Annotated in this window: 11 protein-coding genes (1 of these 11 cut by a window edge); 2 read left to right on the forward strand and 9 right to left on the reverse strand. The window is 68.0% G+C overall.

What is annotated here, in order from left to right:
• The 3 genes from NJ1_RS28475 to mftF all read right to left on the reverse strand — a co-directional run.
• A protein-coding gene (locus tag NJ1_RS28475) for a non-ribosomal peptide synthetase (RefSeq protein ID WP_245717619.1) crosses the window boundary here: on the reverse strand, positions 1 to 7,450 show its 5' portion. 4,010 nt of this gene lie to the left of the window's left edge; 7,450 of the gene's 11,460 nt are visible here — the first part of the coding sequence; it begins with the start codon at positions 7,448 to 7,450; its stop codon lies off the left edge, out of view.
• A gap of 485 nt (positions 7,451 to 7,935) precedes the next feature.
• A complete protein-coding gene (locus tag NJ1_RS28480; RefSeq protein WP_067699934.1) occupies positions 7,936 to 9,285 on the reverse strand; it encodes a sigma-54-dependent transcriptional regulator family protein in 1,350 nt (449 codons plus the stop codon).
• A 243-nt stretch (positions 9,286 to 9,528) separates the two neighbouring features.
• Entirely contained in the window at positions 9,529 to 10,929 is a 1,401-nt protein-coding gene (gene mftF, locus NJ1_RS28485) for a mycofactocin biosynthesis glycosyltransferase MftF (protein ID WP_067699936.1), read from the reverse strand.
• 210 nt (positions 10,930 to 11,139) lie between these two features.
• Here mftF and mftR2 point away from each other — a divergent pair, with 210 nt between their 5' ends.
• A complete protein-coding gene (gene mftR2, locus NJ1_RS28490; RefSeq protein ID WP_084478948.1) occupies positions 11,140 to 11,760 on the forward strand; it encodes a mycofactocin system transcriptional regulator MftR2 in 621 nt (206 codons plus the stop codon).
• 40 nt (positions 11,761 to 11,800) lie between these two features.
• On the forward strand, positions 11,801 to 12,856 hold the full coding sequence (locus tag NJ1_RS28495) for a ferredoxin--NADP reductase (protein ID WP_067699938.1): 1,056 nt from the start codon (positions 11,801 to 11,803) through the stop codon (positions 12,854 to 12,856).
• Positions 12,857 to 12,905: 49 nt separating this feature from the next.
• Here NJ1_RS28495 and NJ1_RS40275 read toward each other — a convergent pair whose 3' ends face one another.
• From NJ1_RS40275 to NJ1_RS28525, 6 genes are all read right to left on the reverse strand, one after another.
• Complete coding sequence (locus tag NJ1_RS40275) at positions 12,906 to 13,475, reverse strand: transglycosylase SLT domain-containing protein (protein ID WP_084478949.1); 570 nt, start codon at positions 13,473 to 13,475, stop codon at positions 12,906 to 12,908.
• Between the two features lie 420 nt (positions 13,476 to 13,895).
• Positions 13,896 to 14,624: a DNA alkylation repair protein gene (locus tag NJ1_RS28505; RefSeq protein ID WP_067700116.1), complete on the reverse strand. Its 729-nt coding sequence runs from the start codon at positions 14,622 to 14,624 to the stop codon at positions 13,896 to 13,898.
• An 88-nt stretch (positions 14,625 to 14,712) separates the two neighbouring features.
• Complete coding sequence (locus tag NJ1_RS28510) at positions 14,713 to 15,906, reverse strand: hypothetical protein (protein ID WP_157574294.1); 1,194 nt, start codon at positions 15,904 to 15,906, stop codon at positions 14,713 to 14,715.
• 92 nt (positions 15,907 to 15,998) lie between these two features.
• Complete coding sequence (locus NJ1_RS28515; RefSeq protein ID WP_067700119.1) at positions 15,999 to 17,216, reverse strand: lipase family protein; 1,218 nt, start codon at positions 17,214 to 17,216, stop codon at positions 15,999 to 16,001.
• Positions 17,217 to 17,372: 156 nt separating this feature from the next.
• Positions 17,373 to 17,996 (reverse strand): TetR/AcrR family transcriptional regulator, encoded by a 624-nt coding sequence (locus NJ1_RS28520; protein ID WP_067700122.1) that lies wholly within the window; start codon positions 17,994 to 17,996, stop codon positions 17,373 to 17,375.
• 5 nt (positions 17,997 to 18,001) lie between these two features.
• The gene (locus NJ1_RS28525) at positions 18,002 to 18,361 is read right to left on the reverse strand and encodes an SPW repeat domain-containing protein (RefSeq protein ID WP_067699943.1); all 360 of its coding nucleotides are present in this window, start codon (positions 18,359 to 18,361) and stop codon (positions 18,002 to 18,004) included.
• Positions 18,362 to 18,380: the final 19 nt, after the last annotated feature.

Consider the following 18,380-nt stretch of genomic DNA (forward strand, 5'->3'; position numbering starts at 1 on the left):
TATTGACGAACATGCCGATCACGTCGTCCAGCGCACTGTCGCCGCGACCCGCGATCGGGGTGCCGACGGCGATGTCGGTGCTGCCCGACAGGCGCGCGAGCAGGGCACTGAAGGCGGCGTGCACCACCATGAACAGGGTCGCGCCGTGGCGGCGGCCCAGTTCGGTGAGTCCGGCGTGCAGTCCGGCATCCAGGGGCAATTCGATCTGCTTGCCGCGCAACGTCTGTCGCGCCGGGCGCGGGTGATCGGTGGGCAGATCCAGCTGATCGGGCAGACCGGCCAGCGCCTCGCGCCAGTAGGTGAGCTGCTGGGCCGCGACGGAGGTCTCGTCCTGCTCGGAGCCGAGCAGGGCGTGCTGCCACAGGGCGTAATCGGCGTACTGCACGGTCAGCGGAGCCCAGGACGGCGCACCGCCCGACAGCCGGGCGCCGTAGGCGAGCATCAGGTCGCGCACGAACGGCACCACCGAGGAGCCGTCGGCCGAAATATGGTGCAGCACACCGGCGAGCACGTGCTCACCGCTGAACTCACCGGCGGCGTCCAGCACCCGCAGCAGTTCCACCCGGATCGGCACCTCGGCGGTCACGTCGAAGGTGGTGGTGAGGATCTCGGGGACCCGCACCGCCAGTTCGGCTTCGGTGACCGAGGTGGTGAGCAGGCCCGAGAACGCCTGTGCGACAGGCAGGATCACCTGGCTCGCGACACCGTCGATCTCGGGGTACAGGGTGCGCAGCGTCTCGTGCCGCTCGAGCACGTCGGTGAAGGCGTCGGCCAGGGCCGCGGTGTCCAGCGCACCGGACAGGCGCAGCGCGATCGGCAGGTTGTACGCCGTGGACTCGCGATCGAAGCGGTTGATGAACCACATGCGCTGCTGAGCGGGCGAGAGCGGCAGGCGTTCGGGCCGCTCCCGGGCCACCAGCGCCGGGCGGCGGGCCTCGCCGAGTCCCGATTCCACCAGTGCGGCAAGGCCGCCCACGGTGGGCGCCTCGAAAAGCGCGCGGACGCCGACGGTGGTATCCATCAGCGCGCCGACCCGGGCGACGGCCTTCGCGGCCAGCAGCGAGCTGCCGCCGAGTGCGAAGAAGTCGTCGTCGATACCGACCCGCTCGGCGCCGAGCAACTCCGCGTACACACCCGCGACGAGTTCCTCGGCCACCGTGCTCGGGCGGCGGTAGAGCGCACCCTCGAACACCGGCTCGGGCAGGGCCCGGCGGTCCAGCTTGCCGTTGGCGGTGAAGGGGATCTCCTGCAGCACCATGAAGGCCGCCGGAACCATGTAGGAGGCGAGGCGTCCGGTGAGACTCGCCCGCACCGCCGCCACATCGAGGTCCGCGTCGTCGGAGACCAGGTAGGCGACCAGCTGATCACCGCGGGTGGCGTGCGCGTGCTTGATCACCACGGCGCGGCGGATCTGCGGCTGCTCGGTCAGCACCGATTCGATCTCGCCGATCTCGATGCGATAGCCGCGCAGTTTGACCTGGAAGTCGTTGCGGCCCAGGCACTGCATGGAACCCGTCTCGGTCCAGCGCATGAGATCGCCGGTGCGGTACATGAGTTCGCCCGGCGACCAGGGGCAGGCGACGAAACGACCGGCGGTCAGGCCGGGCTGACCGCGGTAGCCGCGGGCCAGCTGCGGACCGCCGACGTACAGCTCACCGATCGAACCGACCGGCACCGGACGCAGGCGCTCGTCCAGCACCCACTCCCGCACGCCGGCGAACGGCGGGCCGATGTGCAGTTCCTCGGTCACCGACCACGGGTGCGCCGCCTGCGTCACGCAGGTGGTCTCGGTCGGGCCGTAGACGTTCACGAAGGAACGACCGGCCTCGGCCCAGCGGCGCGCCAGCTCCAGCGGGCACGGCTCGCCGCCGACGATGGCGACCTGGACATCGGGGGTGTCGTGCGGGTCGACCGTACCGAGCGCCGACGGGGTCATGAACACGTGCGTGACCCGGTGCGTGCGGAGCACCTCGGTCAGCTCCGCGCCCATGGTGGCGTCCGGGGGCGCGACGACCAGGGTGGCGGCGGCGTCGATGGCCATGGCCAGCTCGCCCACCGAGATGTCGAAGGCCGGGGACGCGACGTGCAGCACCCGCGCCGCCGGGGTGAGGAAGAAGTGCTCGGTCTGCCCCGCGGCGAAGGAGGGCAGGCCCTCGTGGGTGACCATGACGCCCTTCGGCACGCCGGTCGAACCCGAGGTGTAGATGACGTACGCGACATCGGCCGGGCGCAACGGGCGAACCCGCTCCGCGTCGTCCACCGCATCGGCGGCGAATTGTCCTACTTCACTGAGGAATCCCGCATCGTCGAGCACCAGCCAGTCCACCTGCGCGGGCAGTCCGGCGTGCGACGCCGACACCGTGAGCCCGTACGACGCACCGGAATCGGAGACCATGCGCTCGATGCGATCAGCCGGGTACGCCGGATCGACCGGAGCCCAGCCCGCGCCCGTCTTGGTGATCGCCCAGGTGGCCAGCACCGACTCCAGCGAACGCGGCATGCCCAGGGACACCAGGTCGCCCGGTCCGACCCCGCGTCCGATCAGCAAACGCGCCAAGCGATTCGACCGCTCGTCCAGTTCGCGGTAGGTGAGTTCACGGTCGCCGTCGACGAGCGCGATGCCGTCCGGCTGTGCCGCGACCGCCGTGGCCAGCATGTCCGGCAGCACCCGGCCGGTCACGACCGCACCGCCGGAACGCGTGGTGAGATCGGCGTATTCGTCCTCGGACAGCAGCGGCAGCGCGTCCACGACTACCGTCGGGTCTGCGGTGATGGCCGTCAGCAACTGGACGAAACGGTCGGCGAAGATCTCAATTGTCGAGGGGTCGAAGAGATCTGCCGCGAATTCGAACTCCGCGTTGATCCCCGTCGGTGCCGGACCTTCCCCGGGACCGGCACCGACGAAGCTTTCGGTGACCGCGACCGACAGGTCGAATTTGGTCACTCCGGTGTCCAGCGTACCCGCCGTGGCAAGCAATCCGGGCAGTTCGACACTGATGTCGCCGGATGCGGTGAAGGACAGCACCACTTGGAACAGTGGGTGCCGCGATTGTGAGCGAGGCGGATTCAGCGCCTCGACGAGTTGCTCGAAGGGCACGTCGGCGTGGGCGAATGCCGCGAGATCGATGTCCCGAACCCGCTGCACGAGTTCACGGAACGCGAGCGTGCCGTCGATCTCGGTGCGCAGCGGAAGCGTGTTGACGAACATGCCGATCAGGTCGTCGAGTTCGCGCGCGCCGCGCCCGCCGACCGGCGTGCCGATCACGATGTCGGACTCACCGGACAAACGGGACAGCAACACCGCCAGCGCGGCGTGCATCAGCATGAACGTCGAAACACCCTCCGCCCGGGCGGTTTCGACGATGCGCGCGTGCAGGGCGGCCGAGAGCTCGACCGAGCTCTTGCCGCCGCGGCCGGTGGCCGTCACCGGGCGCGGGCGATCCGAGGGCAGCTCCAGCAGATCCGGTGCGCCCGCGAGGGTCTGCTTCCAGAAGTCCAGCTGCCGGGCCAGCAGGGACTCCGCGTCGTCGGCCGAACCCAGGCGATCCCGCTGCCACAGTGTGTAATCCGCGTACTGCACCGGCAGCTCCGCCCACATGGGCGGCTGACCGGCAAGGCGCGCGGCGTAGGCGAGCATGAGATCGCGGGCCAGGATGGGCAGCGAAAGACCGTCGGCGGCAACGTGATGCAGCACCATCGCCAGCGCGTAGCGCGGAGCGGGTGCCGAAGAGCTCTCGTCGAGATCGGTTGACGAGGTCAGGTCAATGAAAGAACCGCCCAGTCCGCAATCGGAATCGGACACCTCGACCACCGTGAAAACCTGCGCGCGGAACGGGATCTCCCGCTCCAGGTCGAAACCGCGACTCGCGATCACGCTCAGCGCGTCGTCGAGATCGGGCCCGCCGATCACCACCTCGTGCGCGACCAGCTCCGCGGGCTCGGGCAACTGGGCGATCGGCAGCACCCGCTGGTACGCCTGACCATCGCTCGTCACGGGGAAGACGGTGCGCAGGGCCTCGTGCCGCGCCAGCACATCGGCGACGGCGGCACGCAGCGCGGACAGGTCCGCCTCGCCGCTGAGCCGGACCACGAACGGCATGTTGTAGTTCGCGCCGCCGGTGTCGAAGTGATTGAGGAACCAGATGCGCTGCTGCGCCGGGGAGAGCGGCACCTGCGCGGGGCGCTCGGCCCCGGTGCGCGGAACCAGCCCCACCGATGTGCCGAAGGACGCGTCCTCGTCCAGGAACTGCGCGTCGATGACCTCGGCCAGCTCGGCGACATTGGTGGCCGAGAACATCTCGCGCACGGTCAGGCGGCAGCCCAGCTCGGCGTTCAGCCGCGCCGCCACCTGCGTGGCGATCAGGCTGTTGCCACCCAGGGCGAAGAAGTCGTCGGTCCGCCCGACCCGCTCCGAACCGAGGGTCTCGGCGAACACCCGCGCCACGGTCTGCTCGACCACCGAGACCGGAGCCTCGTAGCGCGCGACCACCCGCACCGGGGCGGGCAACGCGGCCCGGTCGAGCTTGCCGGAGGCGTTGACCGGCAACGCGTCCAGCACCATGTAGGCGCTGGGCACCATGTACGACGGCAGCGCACGCGCGGCCGTGGCCCGCAGCCGGGTCTCCTCGATCGGGAGGTCGGCGACCACGTACGCGACCAACTGCTCCTCGCGCACGATGACCACCGCGCGGACGACCTCGTCCAGTTCGCCCAGCACCGACTCGATCTCGCCGAGCTCGATGCGCAGACCGCGCAGCTTCACCTGGAAGTCGGTGCGGCCGAGGTACTCGAGCTCGCCGTCCTCGGTCCAGCTCACCAGATCGCCGGTGCGATACATCGATTCGCCGGGCGTGCCGTGTCCCTCGGCGCCCGCGAACGGGTCGGCCACGAAACGCTCGGCGGTCAGCCCGGAATTTCCCACGTAGCCCCGGGCGAGCTGTACCCCCGACAGATACAGCTCACCCGGAGTCCCTACGGGAACCGGCCGCAGACGTGCGTCGAGCACGTACAGCCGGGTATTGGACACCGGCGCGCCGATCGGCACGAACACGGTGTCAGCGGCCGTCACCTCGTGGAAGGTGACATCGACCGCGGCTTCGGTGGGGCCGTAGAGATTGTGCAGGCTGGTCCCGATCGCCGCACGCAGGCGCTGCGCCGTGGCGGCGGGCAACGCCTCGCCCGAGGCGAACACCTGACGCAGCGAGGACACTCGCGCGGCCTGCTCGTCGTCCAGCCCGGCCAGGAACGCCTCCAGCATGGAGGGCACGAAGTGCGCGACCGTCACGCCGTAGTCGGCGATGACCGTGCGCAGGTAGGCCGGATCACGGTGCCCGTCCGGTTGCGCCAGCACGAGCGTCGCGCCGATCTGCAACGGCCAGAAGAACTCCCAGACCGAGACGTCGAAGGTGGCGGGCGTCTTCTGCAGCACCACATCGGGCGTGGCCAGTGCGTAGGTCTGCTGCATCCACACCAGGCGGTTCACGATCGCGGCGTGGCTGATCGCCACACCCTTCGGGCGCCCGGTGGAACCGGAGGTGAAGATGACGTAGGCGGTGTTCGCCGGGCGCAGCGCCGCGAGGCGCTCGGTGTCGGCGATCGGCTCGGCGGAGTAGGCCGAGAGCTCCAGCTCGTCCAGGATCAGCGTCGCGACATCGGTCGCGGGGCGATCCGCCACGGATCCGAGTACCAGTGCGGGAGAAGCTGTTTCGAGAATGTGAGTGGTGCGCTCCACCGGGTTGTCCGGATCCAGCGGCACGTAGGCCGCACCCGCGGCCTGCACCGCGTACATGGCGATCACCAGCTCCGGCGACCGGCGCAGGTGCAGCGCGACCAGCTTCTCCGGGCCGACTCCGAGCGAGATGAGGTGCCGCGCAAGGCGATTGACGCGGCCGGCGAAGGAGGCATAGTCCAGGTCCCGGGCCGGCTCGCCCGCGAGACGCACGGCCGTGGCCCCCGGGGTCCGCCGAGCCTGCGCCTCGAACATCGACACCAGCGTCGCGCCGGGCTCCGTCGCACGCGTGGTGCTGTTCCAGAGTCGCAGCACCACTTCGCGTTCCAGCTCGGTGCTGACATCCACGCCCGCGATCGGCGCGGCCGGATCCAGTTCCACCAGACGCTCCAGGAAGCGCAGGAACCGCGAGTGGTGCCGGGCGATCTCGCTGGCGGAGTAGAGGTTCGGGTTCACCTCGAAATCGAGGTGGATGCGATCGTTGTCGCCGTAGAAGACGTTGAGGCTCATGTCCTCGATCGGGCCGGTCGACATCAGGTGCAGCCGCCCGCTGATATCGCCGAAGTCCAGGCGATTGTGGAACAGCATGATGTTGACCATCGGGCCGAACAGCGCACGGGTGGCCGGGCTGCCCTCGCGCTCGGCATCGCGGCGGATGTCCTCGTGCCGGTAGCGCTGATGGCGCAGCGCGCCGGAGACCTCGACCCGCATGGCGGTCAGCAGATCCGCCCAGGTGACCTCCGCGCCGAGCCCGATCCGCAGCGGCACGATATTGGACAGCATGCCCACCGAGCGCCGCATCACGGCGGTGGTGCGCGCGGTGACCGGAAGGCTCAGTACCACTTCGGGTTTGCCGGTCATCAGGCCCAGGTATGCGGCGAACGCGGCGAGCACCACCACGGGGAGTCCCGAATCATGCTGTGCGCCAATGGCTTCGATTCGTTCTTGCAGATGCACGGGCAGCGCCGCGCCGAACACCCGGTTGCCCGCGCTGCGGGGGGCGGTGCGGCTGTTGAGGGTGGTCGCGCCGTCGAGGTCGCGGGTGCGTTCGGCCCAGTGCGCGCGGTCCGAGACGAAACGGCTGCTCTCGCGGTAGGCGAACTCGCCCGCGACCAGCTCGGGCAGGGAACCGACCTTGACCGTCTCGGGCTCCACACCCTGCTGACGCGCGGTGAAGCGCTTGGCGGTCCACTGCATGACGCTCATCGCGGCGTAGCCGTCGCCCACGATGTGGTGGGCGCGCACGAACCAGAAGTAGCGCTGGTCGGCGACCCGGATGAGGGTGGGCGCGAAGAGCAGATCGGTCAGCAGCTGTACGGGGCGAACCAGCTCGGCGCGCATCCACTCGTGCGCGGTGGCGATGGGATCGGCCTCGTCGCGCAGGTCGAGGTACGTGGTGTGGGACTTGTCGTCGGTCAGATCCAGGTACTGGCACGGCTGACCGTCGATCTCGATGAAGCGCAGCTGCGAGGAACGCCAGACCTGCACGCCCTCCTCGGAGACCCGAAGCAGCAGGTCGGCGTCGAAATCACCCTGGATGTCGACGTACTGCGCCATGTTGACCGGGACGTCCGGCTCGAGCAGCTGGGCGTACCAGAGCCCGACCTGCGCGGGTCCGAGAGGGAAGGGTTCCGAGGCACCCGGCGGCAGCTGCGTGGTTCTGCTGTCCAGGCCCGCGGTGACGTTTTCCGGACCGAACTTCCCCAACTCCGTACCCTGCACCAGAGCCTCCCTCTAAGAACGAATTGCTAAGCGGCCGAACGATTTTCGGGCATCACGAAATAGGCTTTCGGTACCCCGCCGTTCGGGGACCCGAAGCCTCGATATCGCACTGCTCATGGGTGGAAAGACGAATGCGCGGCGTCCGTGACGCCCTGCGCGTGATTCGACTGGTACTCGGGGCCGGCGAAGTTCTCCCGTAGTCCTTCAGCCGGGATGCGGTTGCCTCGGGGCCATCCGCATCTGGGTTGTGTTGCTGCCGATCTCCTCCAACGTCACCAACGAACGCTCGAACGTCGCCCTGTTGTCTGCATCACATGGAGTGCCGTCCATGCATTGCGAAGACTAGGCGGAAACGTAATAAAACGGAACTTTTTCCTGAAAAAAAGTTGGACGAGCGTCTAGTTGGTTCGGGTAATCCCGGTAAATGTGCGTACGACCACACAACAAGGTGGCGGTGTGACCGACCACACTTTCGGATGCGAAGACTATGAGTCGAAACGTTGCATCTGCGTTGCATCGGCGCCCATGCGCCGATCGAGCACGCGAATCTTCGCTTCGATCTGCGCGTACAGCGGAGATTCGCGATCGACCGTGGCCCGATAGGCCGCCCACGCGGCCGCATCGTCGCGTCCTTCCGCACCCGCGGTCCACCGACTCAAAACAGAGGTATCGCCGGAACGCAAAACGGCGGTGCGCAAACGAACTCGCAATTCATTGCGAATGTCTATAACTCCCGGAGCATTCGAGCGGGGCATCACCGGACCCGAGTACAGCCGGACGGCGCTGTCGGCATCCCCGGAATCCAGGGCGGCGCGCAGGGCCTCCACATCGGTCGCCACCGGAACGCGCAAACGATAAGGGCGCGAACCGAAGGCGCTGGGGCCGACCACCGACCGCAAACGCGACATGGCCGCGCGAATGGTGGCATTGTCGAGGTCCGCGTCGTCCAGCAGCAGAGCCAGATGATCCGCGGACAGGCCCTCGGGATGCTCGGCGAGCAACAGCAGAATCTCGGCGTGCCGCTGCGACAGCGGAACTCGCTCACCCGCCACCGTCAACTGCGGCTGCCCCAGCCCGATCACCTCGAGCCCGAGACGCTCCGGCAACGGCGCGTCGGCGGTGCGGCGATCCTGACCGGACCGCACCGCGGCCAGCAGCAGATCCATCTCCGCGGCGGTCGCCGCCGCTTTCACCAGGGCCAGTATCTCCGGACGCGCCACCCGCACCCCGCCCGCGATCATCAGGACACTGACCAGTCGGCCGTCCGGATCGTGAACGGGCGCCGCGGCGCCGGTGATCTGATGCATGCGATGCAGGAAGTGCTCGGGGCCGTGGATCCAGGCCGCCCGGCCGGTCCGCACCACCAGGCCGATCGCATTGGTGCCGACCCGGCGTTCGCTCAGGTCGTTACCCTCGCGCAGACCCGCCTCGGCGGCGGCCTGCACCCGATCGGGATTGCCGTGCACCGACAGCACACGACCGAACTGATCCGCGATCACCACGATGAGTCCGGTGCTCGTGGCATCACGCAGCAGCAGCTTGTCCACCAGGGGCATGACCGCCGCGGTCGGATGCGCGTCGCGGTAGCGCTGCAAATCGGTGCCGCGAAGACCGCGACCGTCGTTGTCGTCCATGGGATCGACGCCGCCGCGCACACTGCGAAGCCACGATTCGAGAACCATGGGTCGCAGTAAACCGGGCAGCTGACCGAGCTGTTCGCCACCCACACTGAGGTATCCGTGGGCTTGCGCGGCATAGGCCTCGAGCGCGCCAAGCTGCGTGCCCGGCTCGGCACCGTGCTGCGGATTGCTCCCACCTGTGATGTTGCTGACCATTTGCCTTTCTTTCCGTCCCAAAGGGTACCGGCGCGCATTACTCCGTAAGGTGGAAGCCCGGTGTTTGTCCCGCAGGTCACACCGCGAACACGACCTCGCGAAATGTGAGCTACGCAGCACTTTGTTAAACGGAACGTGTTCAGTCCGGTGATGGTCCGCACCGGTGATCAGCCGTGATACCCAGTTCGTTGCCAAAGCCAAAGATTCGCGGGCCCGGCCGTTTCCGGGCCGGACCCGCAGAACTCAGTTGGGCGGCAGGGTGGGCCGCAACGCATCGGCGTTGCGGGCCCGAATCGCACCGAGCCACAAACCACTGCCGTAGGCGATATCGTCCACGCGTTTGCAGGCGACATAGCGAACCGGATCCAGACTGCCCGGCTCCCGATGAATGAACCAGTCGGCCAGACCGTCCGCCACCGCGATGGTCACCGCGATATGCCGAATCCGGCGCGAGCACAGCATGCCCAGCAGGGTCACCGGCCAATAGTGCCGGCACAGCGCCGACGCCAGACGCCAGACGCCGCCGGAGAATCCGCGCGCCATATATATGGCGGCCACCCGCGTCGGATTCTCCAGACCGGAGAAGACACGGCGCAGCCGGAACAGCGCGCCCACGAGAGTCAGCACCGCGCCGACCGTGCCCCAGCGCGTCAAGGTCGCGAAGAGCACCGCGGCCACGGCGGTCCAGATCGGCAGGGACAGCGGTGCGGCCATCCCCGCGTGCCGCTGACTCAGCGGCGCGGCGCCGGTGCCATGGGTCAGTTTGTGAGCGAACCACTTTCGCAACGACACCGGATTGCTGTGCGCGACCCGGGCGGCCGGCTCGTAGCGCAATCGCCAGCCGGCGCGGTCCAGCCGCCAGCACAGGTCGATATCGCCGCCCGCGGGCATGGACTCGTCGAAGCCGCCCTCGGCCAGCAGCGCCAGCCTGCGGACCAGCAGCGCGGTGCTCGGCACGTACGGCACCGGGCCGTGCGCCTGCACCGCGGACTCCCGGCGACCGCGATGCAGCGAGCCGCGGGTGTGCTCGTAGCGGGCCAGCACGGTGGAATCGGGATCCATGGCCAGGATCCGCGGCGCCACCAGGGCGACCTTCGGATCACTGAAGTGCCCGAGCATCACCTCGAGCCAGCCGGTGCGTGGGGCGACGTCCGGATCCAGGAAGGCGACGAATTCGGTTGCGGCGGCGCGCAGCCCGAAATTGCGGGCCTCGGCGGTGCCGCGCCGGCGATCCCAGCGCAGTACCGTCACCCGGCGGCGGGTGCCGCTCGGGGCCGGAATCCGAACGGGCTGGTCCGAGCCGTTGTCCACCACGATCACGGTGTGCCCGCGCAGTGCCGAGAGCAGCCGCGTCAACTCCGATCCGTGGTTGTGCACCGGCACGATTACGGTCACATCCTCCAGCGACGGCAGCAATCGCGGTCGTGGATTTGCCACTCCGGAATCCAGCAGGCGTCTGGCAACTCGTGCCGACGTAGGGTCGGTCACCTCGAGGTACCCGTCACCGATCAGGGCCGCAGCCTCCGGTGCTAAACGAAGCAGCCGGGTTGGCGTACCGCCGACCAGGAGTCGTCCACCGGAGTAAGTGCGCACCCTGGGATCGATTCGCACCCCGAAACCATCGGGAAGGCGATCATGGCGCATTCCTGAAATGCTAGGTCAGCACATAGTCAGCAATCATGATTGGCGCGCCGCTCGGTACCGGGATACTCCATTCCGTCATCAACGGCCGACCCGCAGCAGGACCGTCACCACACTCGGCGCTCTACACTGCGTGAGGAATTTTCCGCAGTTGAACAGGCAGGGGACGGCTATCCGTACCCACAGTGTCGAGGTGGTATGGGAGCCGGGCGAATGCAGACAAGCGGGAGCGGCAACACCCTGTCCGAAGCCGAGATCGTCGAGGCCGCCTTGCGGGTGGTCCGCCAGGACGGCGTGGAGAAACTCTCCATGCGCCGACTCTCCCGCGAACTCGGTGTTTCTCCGATGGCTCCCTATTACTACGTCGCGGACAAGCGGGAGCTGCTGGATCTGGTCGCGACCGCCGCGCTGACCGGGGTTCGCAAGCCGCCGCCGGAATTCGGGACGTGGCAAATGCGGCTGCGCGAGATCGTCGACCAGATCGACGAGAAATTGCGCAAACACCCTGGTCTGGGCGATGTTCTGATCGAACAGATGCTCGGCAAACAGCTGGATCTGATCGCCTCGGTGATGGAAATCCTGTTCGACGCCGGATTCGACGACCGCAATGTGCTGGCCTCGTACGCCACCATCCACACGTATCTCTTCGGGCGCGGCAAGGTGAATCCGCGCGATCGCGGCGCGCTGAACGATCGGGTGCTGCCCGAGGCGGTGGAGCGCGCCATGAAACATATCGGCGACCTGCGCGGGAAGTACTCTTACGACTTCTCGATGGATGTGCTCATCGCGGGCCTCGAGGCTCAGCTTGTCCGGCAGCTGGAACGCCCCGTATAGTTAAACTAGAACACGTTCTAGTTTGGTTCGAGAGGACACTATGACCACCGTCGACGTACCGCACAGCTCGCGATCGGCCGTGCTGCGGGTCTCCGCGGTAATCAATGAGACGGCCGACTCCTGCTCGCTGGTATTCGACGTTCCCGAAGAACTACGCGAACGTTTCACCTACCAGCCGGGCCAATTCCTCACCCTGCGCATCCCGAGTGATCTCACCGGATCGGTGGCGCGCTGCTACTCCCTCGCCAGCTCACCGCACACCGACGACAAGCCGAAGGTGACCGTCAAGCGGACCGTCGACGGCTACGCCTCGAACTGGGTGTGCGACAACGTCAAAGCCGGCGACACCCTCGAGGTGTTGCCGCCGTCGGGCGTGTTCACCCCCAAGAACCTGGACGAGGATCTGCTGCTCTTCGCGGCGGGCAGCGGCATCACGCCCGTCATGGCGATCCTGAAGTCCGCGCTCGCCCGGGGCAACGGCAAGATCGTCGTCGTCTACGCCAATCGCGACCACGAATCGGTCATCTTCGCCTCGGAGCTGCGCGAACTCGCCGACAAGCATCCGCAGCGCCTGGTCGTCGTGCACTGGCTCGAGCACCTGCAGGGCCTGCCCACCGTCGACGGCCTCGCCACCCTGACCCAGCCGTACGCCGGGTACGAGGCGTTCATGTGCGGCCCCAAGCCGTTCATGGATCGCGTGCACGACGCGCTCGGCTCGATCGGCATGCCGCGCAACCGGACTCACGCCGAGGTCTTCAACTCGCTCTCGGGTGATCCGTTCGCCGATGTCGCCCCCACCGAGATCAGCGACGAGGAAGCCGCCGACGCCGCCAGCGTGCAGGTCGAACTCGACGGCGAGACACACGAACTCACCTGGCCGCGCAGCCAGACCCTGGTGGACATCATGCTGTCCAAGGGACTGGACGTGCCCTACTCCTGCCTCGAGGGCGAATGCGGCTCCTGCGCCTGCACCGTCCTGGAGGGCACCGTCGAGATGGAGAACGCCGAAATCCTCGACCCCGAGGACATCGCCAACGGCTACATCCTGGGCTGCCAGGCCCGGCCCGTGACGGACACGCTCAAGATCCAGTTCTGAGCGGTCCGGCGCCCGGGACGGGACGCTCCGGCCCGGGAGTTCGCAGCGATCAGTAGGCCGAGAAGACGTTGTCGATCGACCCGTAGCGGTGCGCGGCGTAATTGCACGCGGCGGCGATGTTGGACACCGGGTTCCAGATGTCGAACGGGGTGCCCTCGACGTGGTACGCGTTGAAGGTCGGGTCGATCACCTGCAGCAGCCCCTTGGAGGGGATGCCCGCGGCGGCGTTCGAGTCGTAGAGATTGATGGCGGCGGGGTTGCCGCCGGACTCGCGCATGATGTTGCGGAAGATGCCGTCGTAGCTGCCGGGGATGCCGCGCTGGTTCATCACGAACAGCGCGTTGCGGATCCAGCCGTCGAGATCATCGGCGAACTTGGGCGGCAGGGTCAGCATCTGAGCGAACGGCTGCGGCAGCCCCTGCACGGCCTGCTGAACCTGCCCCTGCTGATCCTGGGGAAGGCCCTGCTGCCACTGCTCGGCGGTCTGCTGGAACTGCTGGGCCGGGGCCTGCAGCTCGTTGGGCACACCCGCGATCGGGTCCTGGGCCGCGGCCTGGGCGGCGGGCGCGGCCACGACGGCGGCGAGAACGGCGAGGGGAATGAGTCTCTTCAGAGGCATGCGCTGCTGTTTTCCGACAGCACGGGACCACCGCGGCAGGTCGCTCCCCGAACGGAGACGACCGTGACTCGTGGTTCGTGCTGTCTGCTGTTGTGAATCGGATTGCGGGAGAACGGAATTCGGAGATCCGTCGCTCCCGGACCACTACTCGGGACACACCGGGCCGCGGGCGATTCCGCATGATGGTCGAGTACTTCGCGCCATAAGCGGGCGCTAGGTCTGTTTTCTGGACAAGTCACAGAATGATTGCGGTGAATGAACGTAAACCCAATGGAAGATGAACAAAAGATGAATCCGATTCGGGCGCACGCCGACTACCATTGGTTTCCCGGCACTGACCGGGGGCTTCCCCGCGATTGACCGAATCGGCCGACCATGTCACAGGGTCCGTCGAGCGGGGTCGCGGCGGCCGTCGGACGGTCAGCGTTGCGCGCGGTAGTGGATCCGCTGTTCGGGGGTCAATCGCTCGGTGGCATAGCTCAGGGCGGTGCGGCCCATCCGCGCGGCATGAGCGTCCAGGAACGCGATCAGCTGCGCCTCCTCGACGCGCTTGCCGACCTCCCGGAGCATCCAGCCCACGGCCTTCTGGATCAGATCGCGGCGGTCGGGCAGCAGGCGCTCGCACAGGTCCAGGGTCGTGGCGGTGTCACCGGCCTTGATGAAGGCGAAGGTGCTCAGCAGGGCCACCCGCCGCTCCCACAGCGACTCGCGCCGGGACAGCTCGTAGACCAGTTCCCGGGGGCGCTCCAGCAGCCAGGGGCCCAGCACGAATTCCGCCGACGCGTCCACCAGATCCCAGTTGTTCACCCGGCCGCGCTCCACCGCGGCGAGGTACAACTCGACGATCCGTTCCTGCGCGCCGACATCGGCCGCGCGGGCGCGCGAGGCTTTGGCCATCGCGCCGTTCAGAATCACCAGCCCGGCCAGCCGATGCTCGTGCACCGGGCTGTCGAGCAGCGCATCGATCTCCGGAAGTGGCAGCGCCGCAAACTGTTTCACGACCTGGCGGGTCTTCGGCACCCGGACGCCGATGAAGACGTCACCCTCCCCGTACTCCCCCGGCCCGGTCTTGAAGAAGCGTTGCAGATGGACCGCGTCCGAGGGATCGGCCACCTTCGCCAATTCCGCGCGCACCGCGGCCGCTGTCATCTCGGGCTTGCTCACCGCCCCATGATCCGGCACCGCACCGACACCCGAGCCGATCGACACGAAAGCGCCGGAGCGCGGCGGGATATCGTCAAGCGGTTTCAGCCGCGGCCTCTAACAGCACCTCGCCGAATCGTCGCATGTGATCCGGGCCGCCGTACCAGGCCGACACCAGTTCCACAGCGGCCGAACGGGTTCGGCGCGCGATGCTCGCCAACTCCGAGACGGTGATCTCGCCCGATTCGGCGCGGCCCGCGGCCAGGTCCAGATCGTGACTGGCCACCAGCAGTCGCATGATGTGGTGCAGGTCGATGGTGGGCGCATCGGGGGCGCGGAACTCCGCGGCCCGCGGATCGGTGCGCTGCGGCACCGCGGACGCGGGCTCCACCGGCGCGGACTCCGATTCCCTTGCCAGACGGGCGTTTTCGGCCTCGCGGGCCGCTCGGCGACCGGTGTGCTCCGGCTCGGCGGAGGCGTGCCGGTTGGCGGATTCGGTATCGAACGCGGGCAGGCGCGGGACCGGCTCGGGCTCCGCGGCGGCCCGGCGGGGGCCGGAACCGTTCTCCGAGACACGACGCGAGATCGACGAGGTGTCCACCTCGGGATGACGCAGGGCGGTGTCCACCTCGGGATGGCGTAGGGCGGTGTCCACCTCGGGGTGACGTGGCGCGGTGTCCACCTCCGGATGACGTGGCGCGGTGTCCACCTCCGGATGACGCGGCAAGGAGACCGGGACCGACACCTCCGCGGCCCGGCGGGCGGCGGCGTCGGCCTCCGCGGCGGCCCGGCGCGAGGCGAGCTCGTTCTCCAGTGTGGCGCGCAGGGAGGCGGGATCGGTGGCCTGTTCCCGATTGGCGCGCAGGGAGACCGGATCCGCGGTGGCCTCGTGGGCGGCGCGCAGCGAGAGCGGATCGACCTCGGAGACCTGTCGCACCGGAGCGGGATCGTCCATCACCGAACGCACGGGCGCGTGATCATCCATCACGGAGCGGAACGTCGCCGGTTCGGAATCCGTTCGGAAGAACGAGGACTCCGATTCCAGCGGCGCCCGGCGCGGGGTGACGTCCAGATCCTGTGTGGTGCGGCGCGGGCTCGACCATTGCACCGGCTGTTCGGTCTGGTCCAGGCCGGTGCGGCCGAGGGTGGCGTGGTTGCCGTTGTCGAATCCGGTCAGCACCGGATTCGGCGACGTGCCCGGCTCGGGGTTGTCCGGATTGGTCAGGCGGTAGTTGCCCTGACGGCTGGCGCGGGTCTCCCCGAGACTGGTGGAAAAGTCGGCATCCATGGCCGACATTCTTACCGTTCCAGGGGTTCCGGTGCGAGTCGGGCCGGATCGAAAGCTATTCACAAGCAACGGTATTGGGGGATTGACCGAATTCAGCAGTTCGAGGGAGCGGGTTCACCCCGCAATCGGGCATCGACCCAGGCCAGGGCGCTGGGCAGGCCGAAAACGGCGGCCGTCAGATGCTCCGGCGATATGTTCTTGTCCATCTGCAATCGCACCCCCGCCGCACAGTAACGGCGATCGGTGTTGTCGATCGCGTCCACCGGAATCAGCGGATCGCTGGGCGAATGCCATTCGAAGATCGGCGTATTCGGCACACCGTCGAACAGCTCCAAACTGTTCTCCTGCAGTACCGCCAGGACGTCCGGATCATTGATCAGCGATGTGCTGGCGGCGAATTCGCGCGCACTGTGACCTGCGCCGATCGCCATGATCTCGTTCGTGCAGCCGTTCACCATGGCATCGCGCGCGGCCAGACCTCGCGCGTTCATCTGCGCGCTGATCGGCAGGCGATCGGGGTACTCGCGCTCGAGCCCGAGCGCCGCCGCCATCGCGAGTCCGAACGCCGGATGCGGTTGCATCCCCAGGGACTTCACCATGGTGACGAGATTCATCGGCACGCCGCCCGTCGCCGCGCCCGCGATCCGCAGTTCCGGGGCGTATGTCGGGGCCAGTGCGGCCGCCCATGCGGTCGCCATCCCGCCGCCGGAGTAGCCGGCCATCGCGACCCGGCTGTTGGCCAGCGCCAATTTCGGCGCCCGCTGCGCGGCGCGAATTCCGTCGAGGGTGATCTGCCCACCCAATTTGGCCGCGCCGTAGGCGAAGTTCGGGCCCAGGTGATCCGGCAACGCGACGGACCAGCCGCGCCGCAGCGCGACGTTCAGCGCGACCGCCTCCTTGACCGCCAGATTCGGGTCGGAGGTGTAAAGCACCCGCGACACCGCACAGGCGGCGCCGAGGCCGTTGATGATGTGCTGATAGGACAGCAGCGGGCCGTCCGGCGCGTGCTCACGCGGGGTCAGCACGGTGGTCACGGCGGCGATCGGCGCGCCGCGGGAATTGGTGGAGCGGAATTTGACCAGCGTGACAGTGGTCTCGGGGAAGATCGCCAGCGGCGGCATCGCACGCACATCCAGCACGTCGCCGGGAGCGTGCCGATCCAGATCGGCGGGCTGGGCGTAGAACGGGTCGGGGTCGGGGCGCGGATACGCGGGTTCCGCGCCGGCAGGGGGAGCCGAGGTCACGATCGCGATGCCGACCGTCACCGCTCCCAAGAGTTTGAGTCTGTGCAGCAACCTTCGAGCCCTCATCAGAACCTCCAGGACAATCGGCTGTGCATGCGAAAACATGCACGACATCGAGTGTCTTAGTGATTCCGAGCGGATCGTTACAGTGACACGCCAGCAAACTTTTTATGCAGAAAATTCCGCCGAACACCGGGCCGATGTGCATCACCGCGAGTTCGCTCAGCCGAGCTGGGTCATGCCCGCCGCGACCACCTGCGCGACGTGGAAGATCTCGTCGCTGGTCCGCAGCGACAGACCATCGAGGGCGTGCAGGCGATCGGTGCTCGCGATGGCGAACATCGCGGACACCCACGCGGCCGCGCACGCCCGCAGGGTGCCGGGCTGCACCGGACCGGGCGCGCTGGCCTGCAGCACCCGCACGGTGACCTCCAGCAGCTGATCGCGCATGCGGCGCAGTTGCCTGCGGACATCGGGATGGGTGTCGGCCTCGCGCCACATGATGACGCGCAGCACCGAGGAGTGGTGATCGCGCAGATTCACCGCGGCGTCCAGATTGACCAGGCTCTTGACCGGATCACCCGGCGAGATCAGCGACTCGATGTCCTCGATCGGCGCCGCGGGGACGCGCTCGGCCATCAGCGCCGACAGAATCGCGTCCTTGGTGGGGAAGTAGTAGAAGACGAGACCTTTGGGAACGCCGGCCGCCGTCGCCAGGGCGGCGGTCGGCGTCGCATCGAAACCCTGTGCCGCGAAGAGGGTTTCCGCGGCATCGAGGATGAGCTGACGGGCGTCACCGTCGACCTTGCGGCTGCGGCGGCGCCCCGCTCGATGGGGTCTCGGCATCTGCATCAGTGATGCGTCACCCCGTGCAGCCGCCCCGACACCGCCGGGAGCGCGGCGACGGCGACCGCCACCGACAGCGCTCCGACGATCCACGCGGTCCAGGAGGCGCCGCTGTAGGCGGAACGGAAGTCCATCACCCAGGGGGAGATGAACATCAGGACGCCGAGAACACCCAGCGCGTAGTCGGCGGTGGTGCCTGCCAGCGTCTTGGCCATATGGCCCAGACCGACGAGAGCGATGAGCACGCCCAGGACCACGAGGGTCCACATGGCTCGGTCATTGTGCGCGACCCAGATGGGCGACAACGCGGCGACGGCTCCGAGAACGACAGCCACCGCGTCCTGTGCGCGGCCTTCGGTGAACATGGGGGGCCTCCTTATAAAG

This window comes from Nocardia jejuensis NBRC 103114, from assembly GCF_001613145.1.
Lineage (GTDB): Bacteria > Actinomycetota > Actinomycetes > Mycobacteriales > Mycobacteriaceae > Nocardia > Nocardia jejuensis.

Excerpts from the sequence above, each read along its gene's own strand:
- NJ1_RS28515 (WP_067700119.1), bottom strand. The coding sequence starts at position 17,216 with ATGAGGGCTCGAAGGTTGCTGCACAGACTCAAACTCTTGGGAGCGGTG.
- NJ1_RS28520 (WP_067700122.1), bottom strand. The coding sequence starts at position 17,996 with ATGCCGAGACCCCATCGAGCGGGGCGCCGCCGCAGCCGCAAGGTCGAC.
- mftR2 (WP_084478948.1), top strand. The coding sequence starts at position 11,140 with ATGCAGACAAGCGGGAGCGGCAACACCCTGTCCGAAGCCGAGATCGTC.
- NJ1_RS28480 (WP_067699934.1), bottom strand. The coding sequence starts at position 9,285 with ATGGTCAGCAACATCACAGGTGGGAGCAATCCGCAGCACGGTGCCGAG.
- NJ1_RS28525 (WP_067699943.1), bottom strand. The coding sequence starts at position 18,361 with ATGTTCACCGAAGGCCGCGCACAGGACGCGGTGGCTGTCGTTCTCGGA.
- mftF (WP_067699936.1), bottom strand. The coding sequence starts at position 10,929 with ATGCGCCATGATCGCCTTCCCGATGGTTTCGGGGTGCGAATCGATCCC.
- NJ1_RS28495 (WP_067699938.1), top strand. The coding sequence starts at position 11,801 with ATGACCACCGTCGACGTACCGCACAGCTCGCGATCGGCCGTGCTGCGG.
- NJ1_RS28510 (WP_157574294.1), bottom strand. The coding sequence starts at position 15,906 with ATGGATGCCGACTTTTCCACCAGTCTCGGGGAGACCCGCGCCAGCCGT.
- NJ1_RS28505 (WP_067700116.1), bottom strand. The coding sequence starts at position 14,624 with ATGACAGCGGCCGCGGTGCGCGCGGAATTGGCGAAGGTGGCCGATCCC.
- NJ1_RS40275 (WP_084478949.1), bottom strand. The coding sequence starts at position 13,475 with ATGCCTCTGAAGAGACTCATTCCCCTCGCCGTTCTCGCCGCCGTCGTG.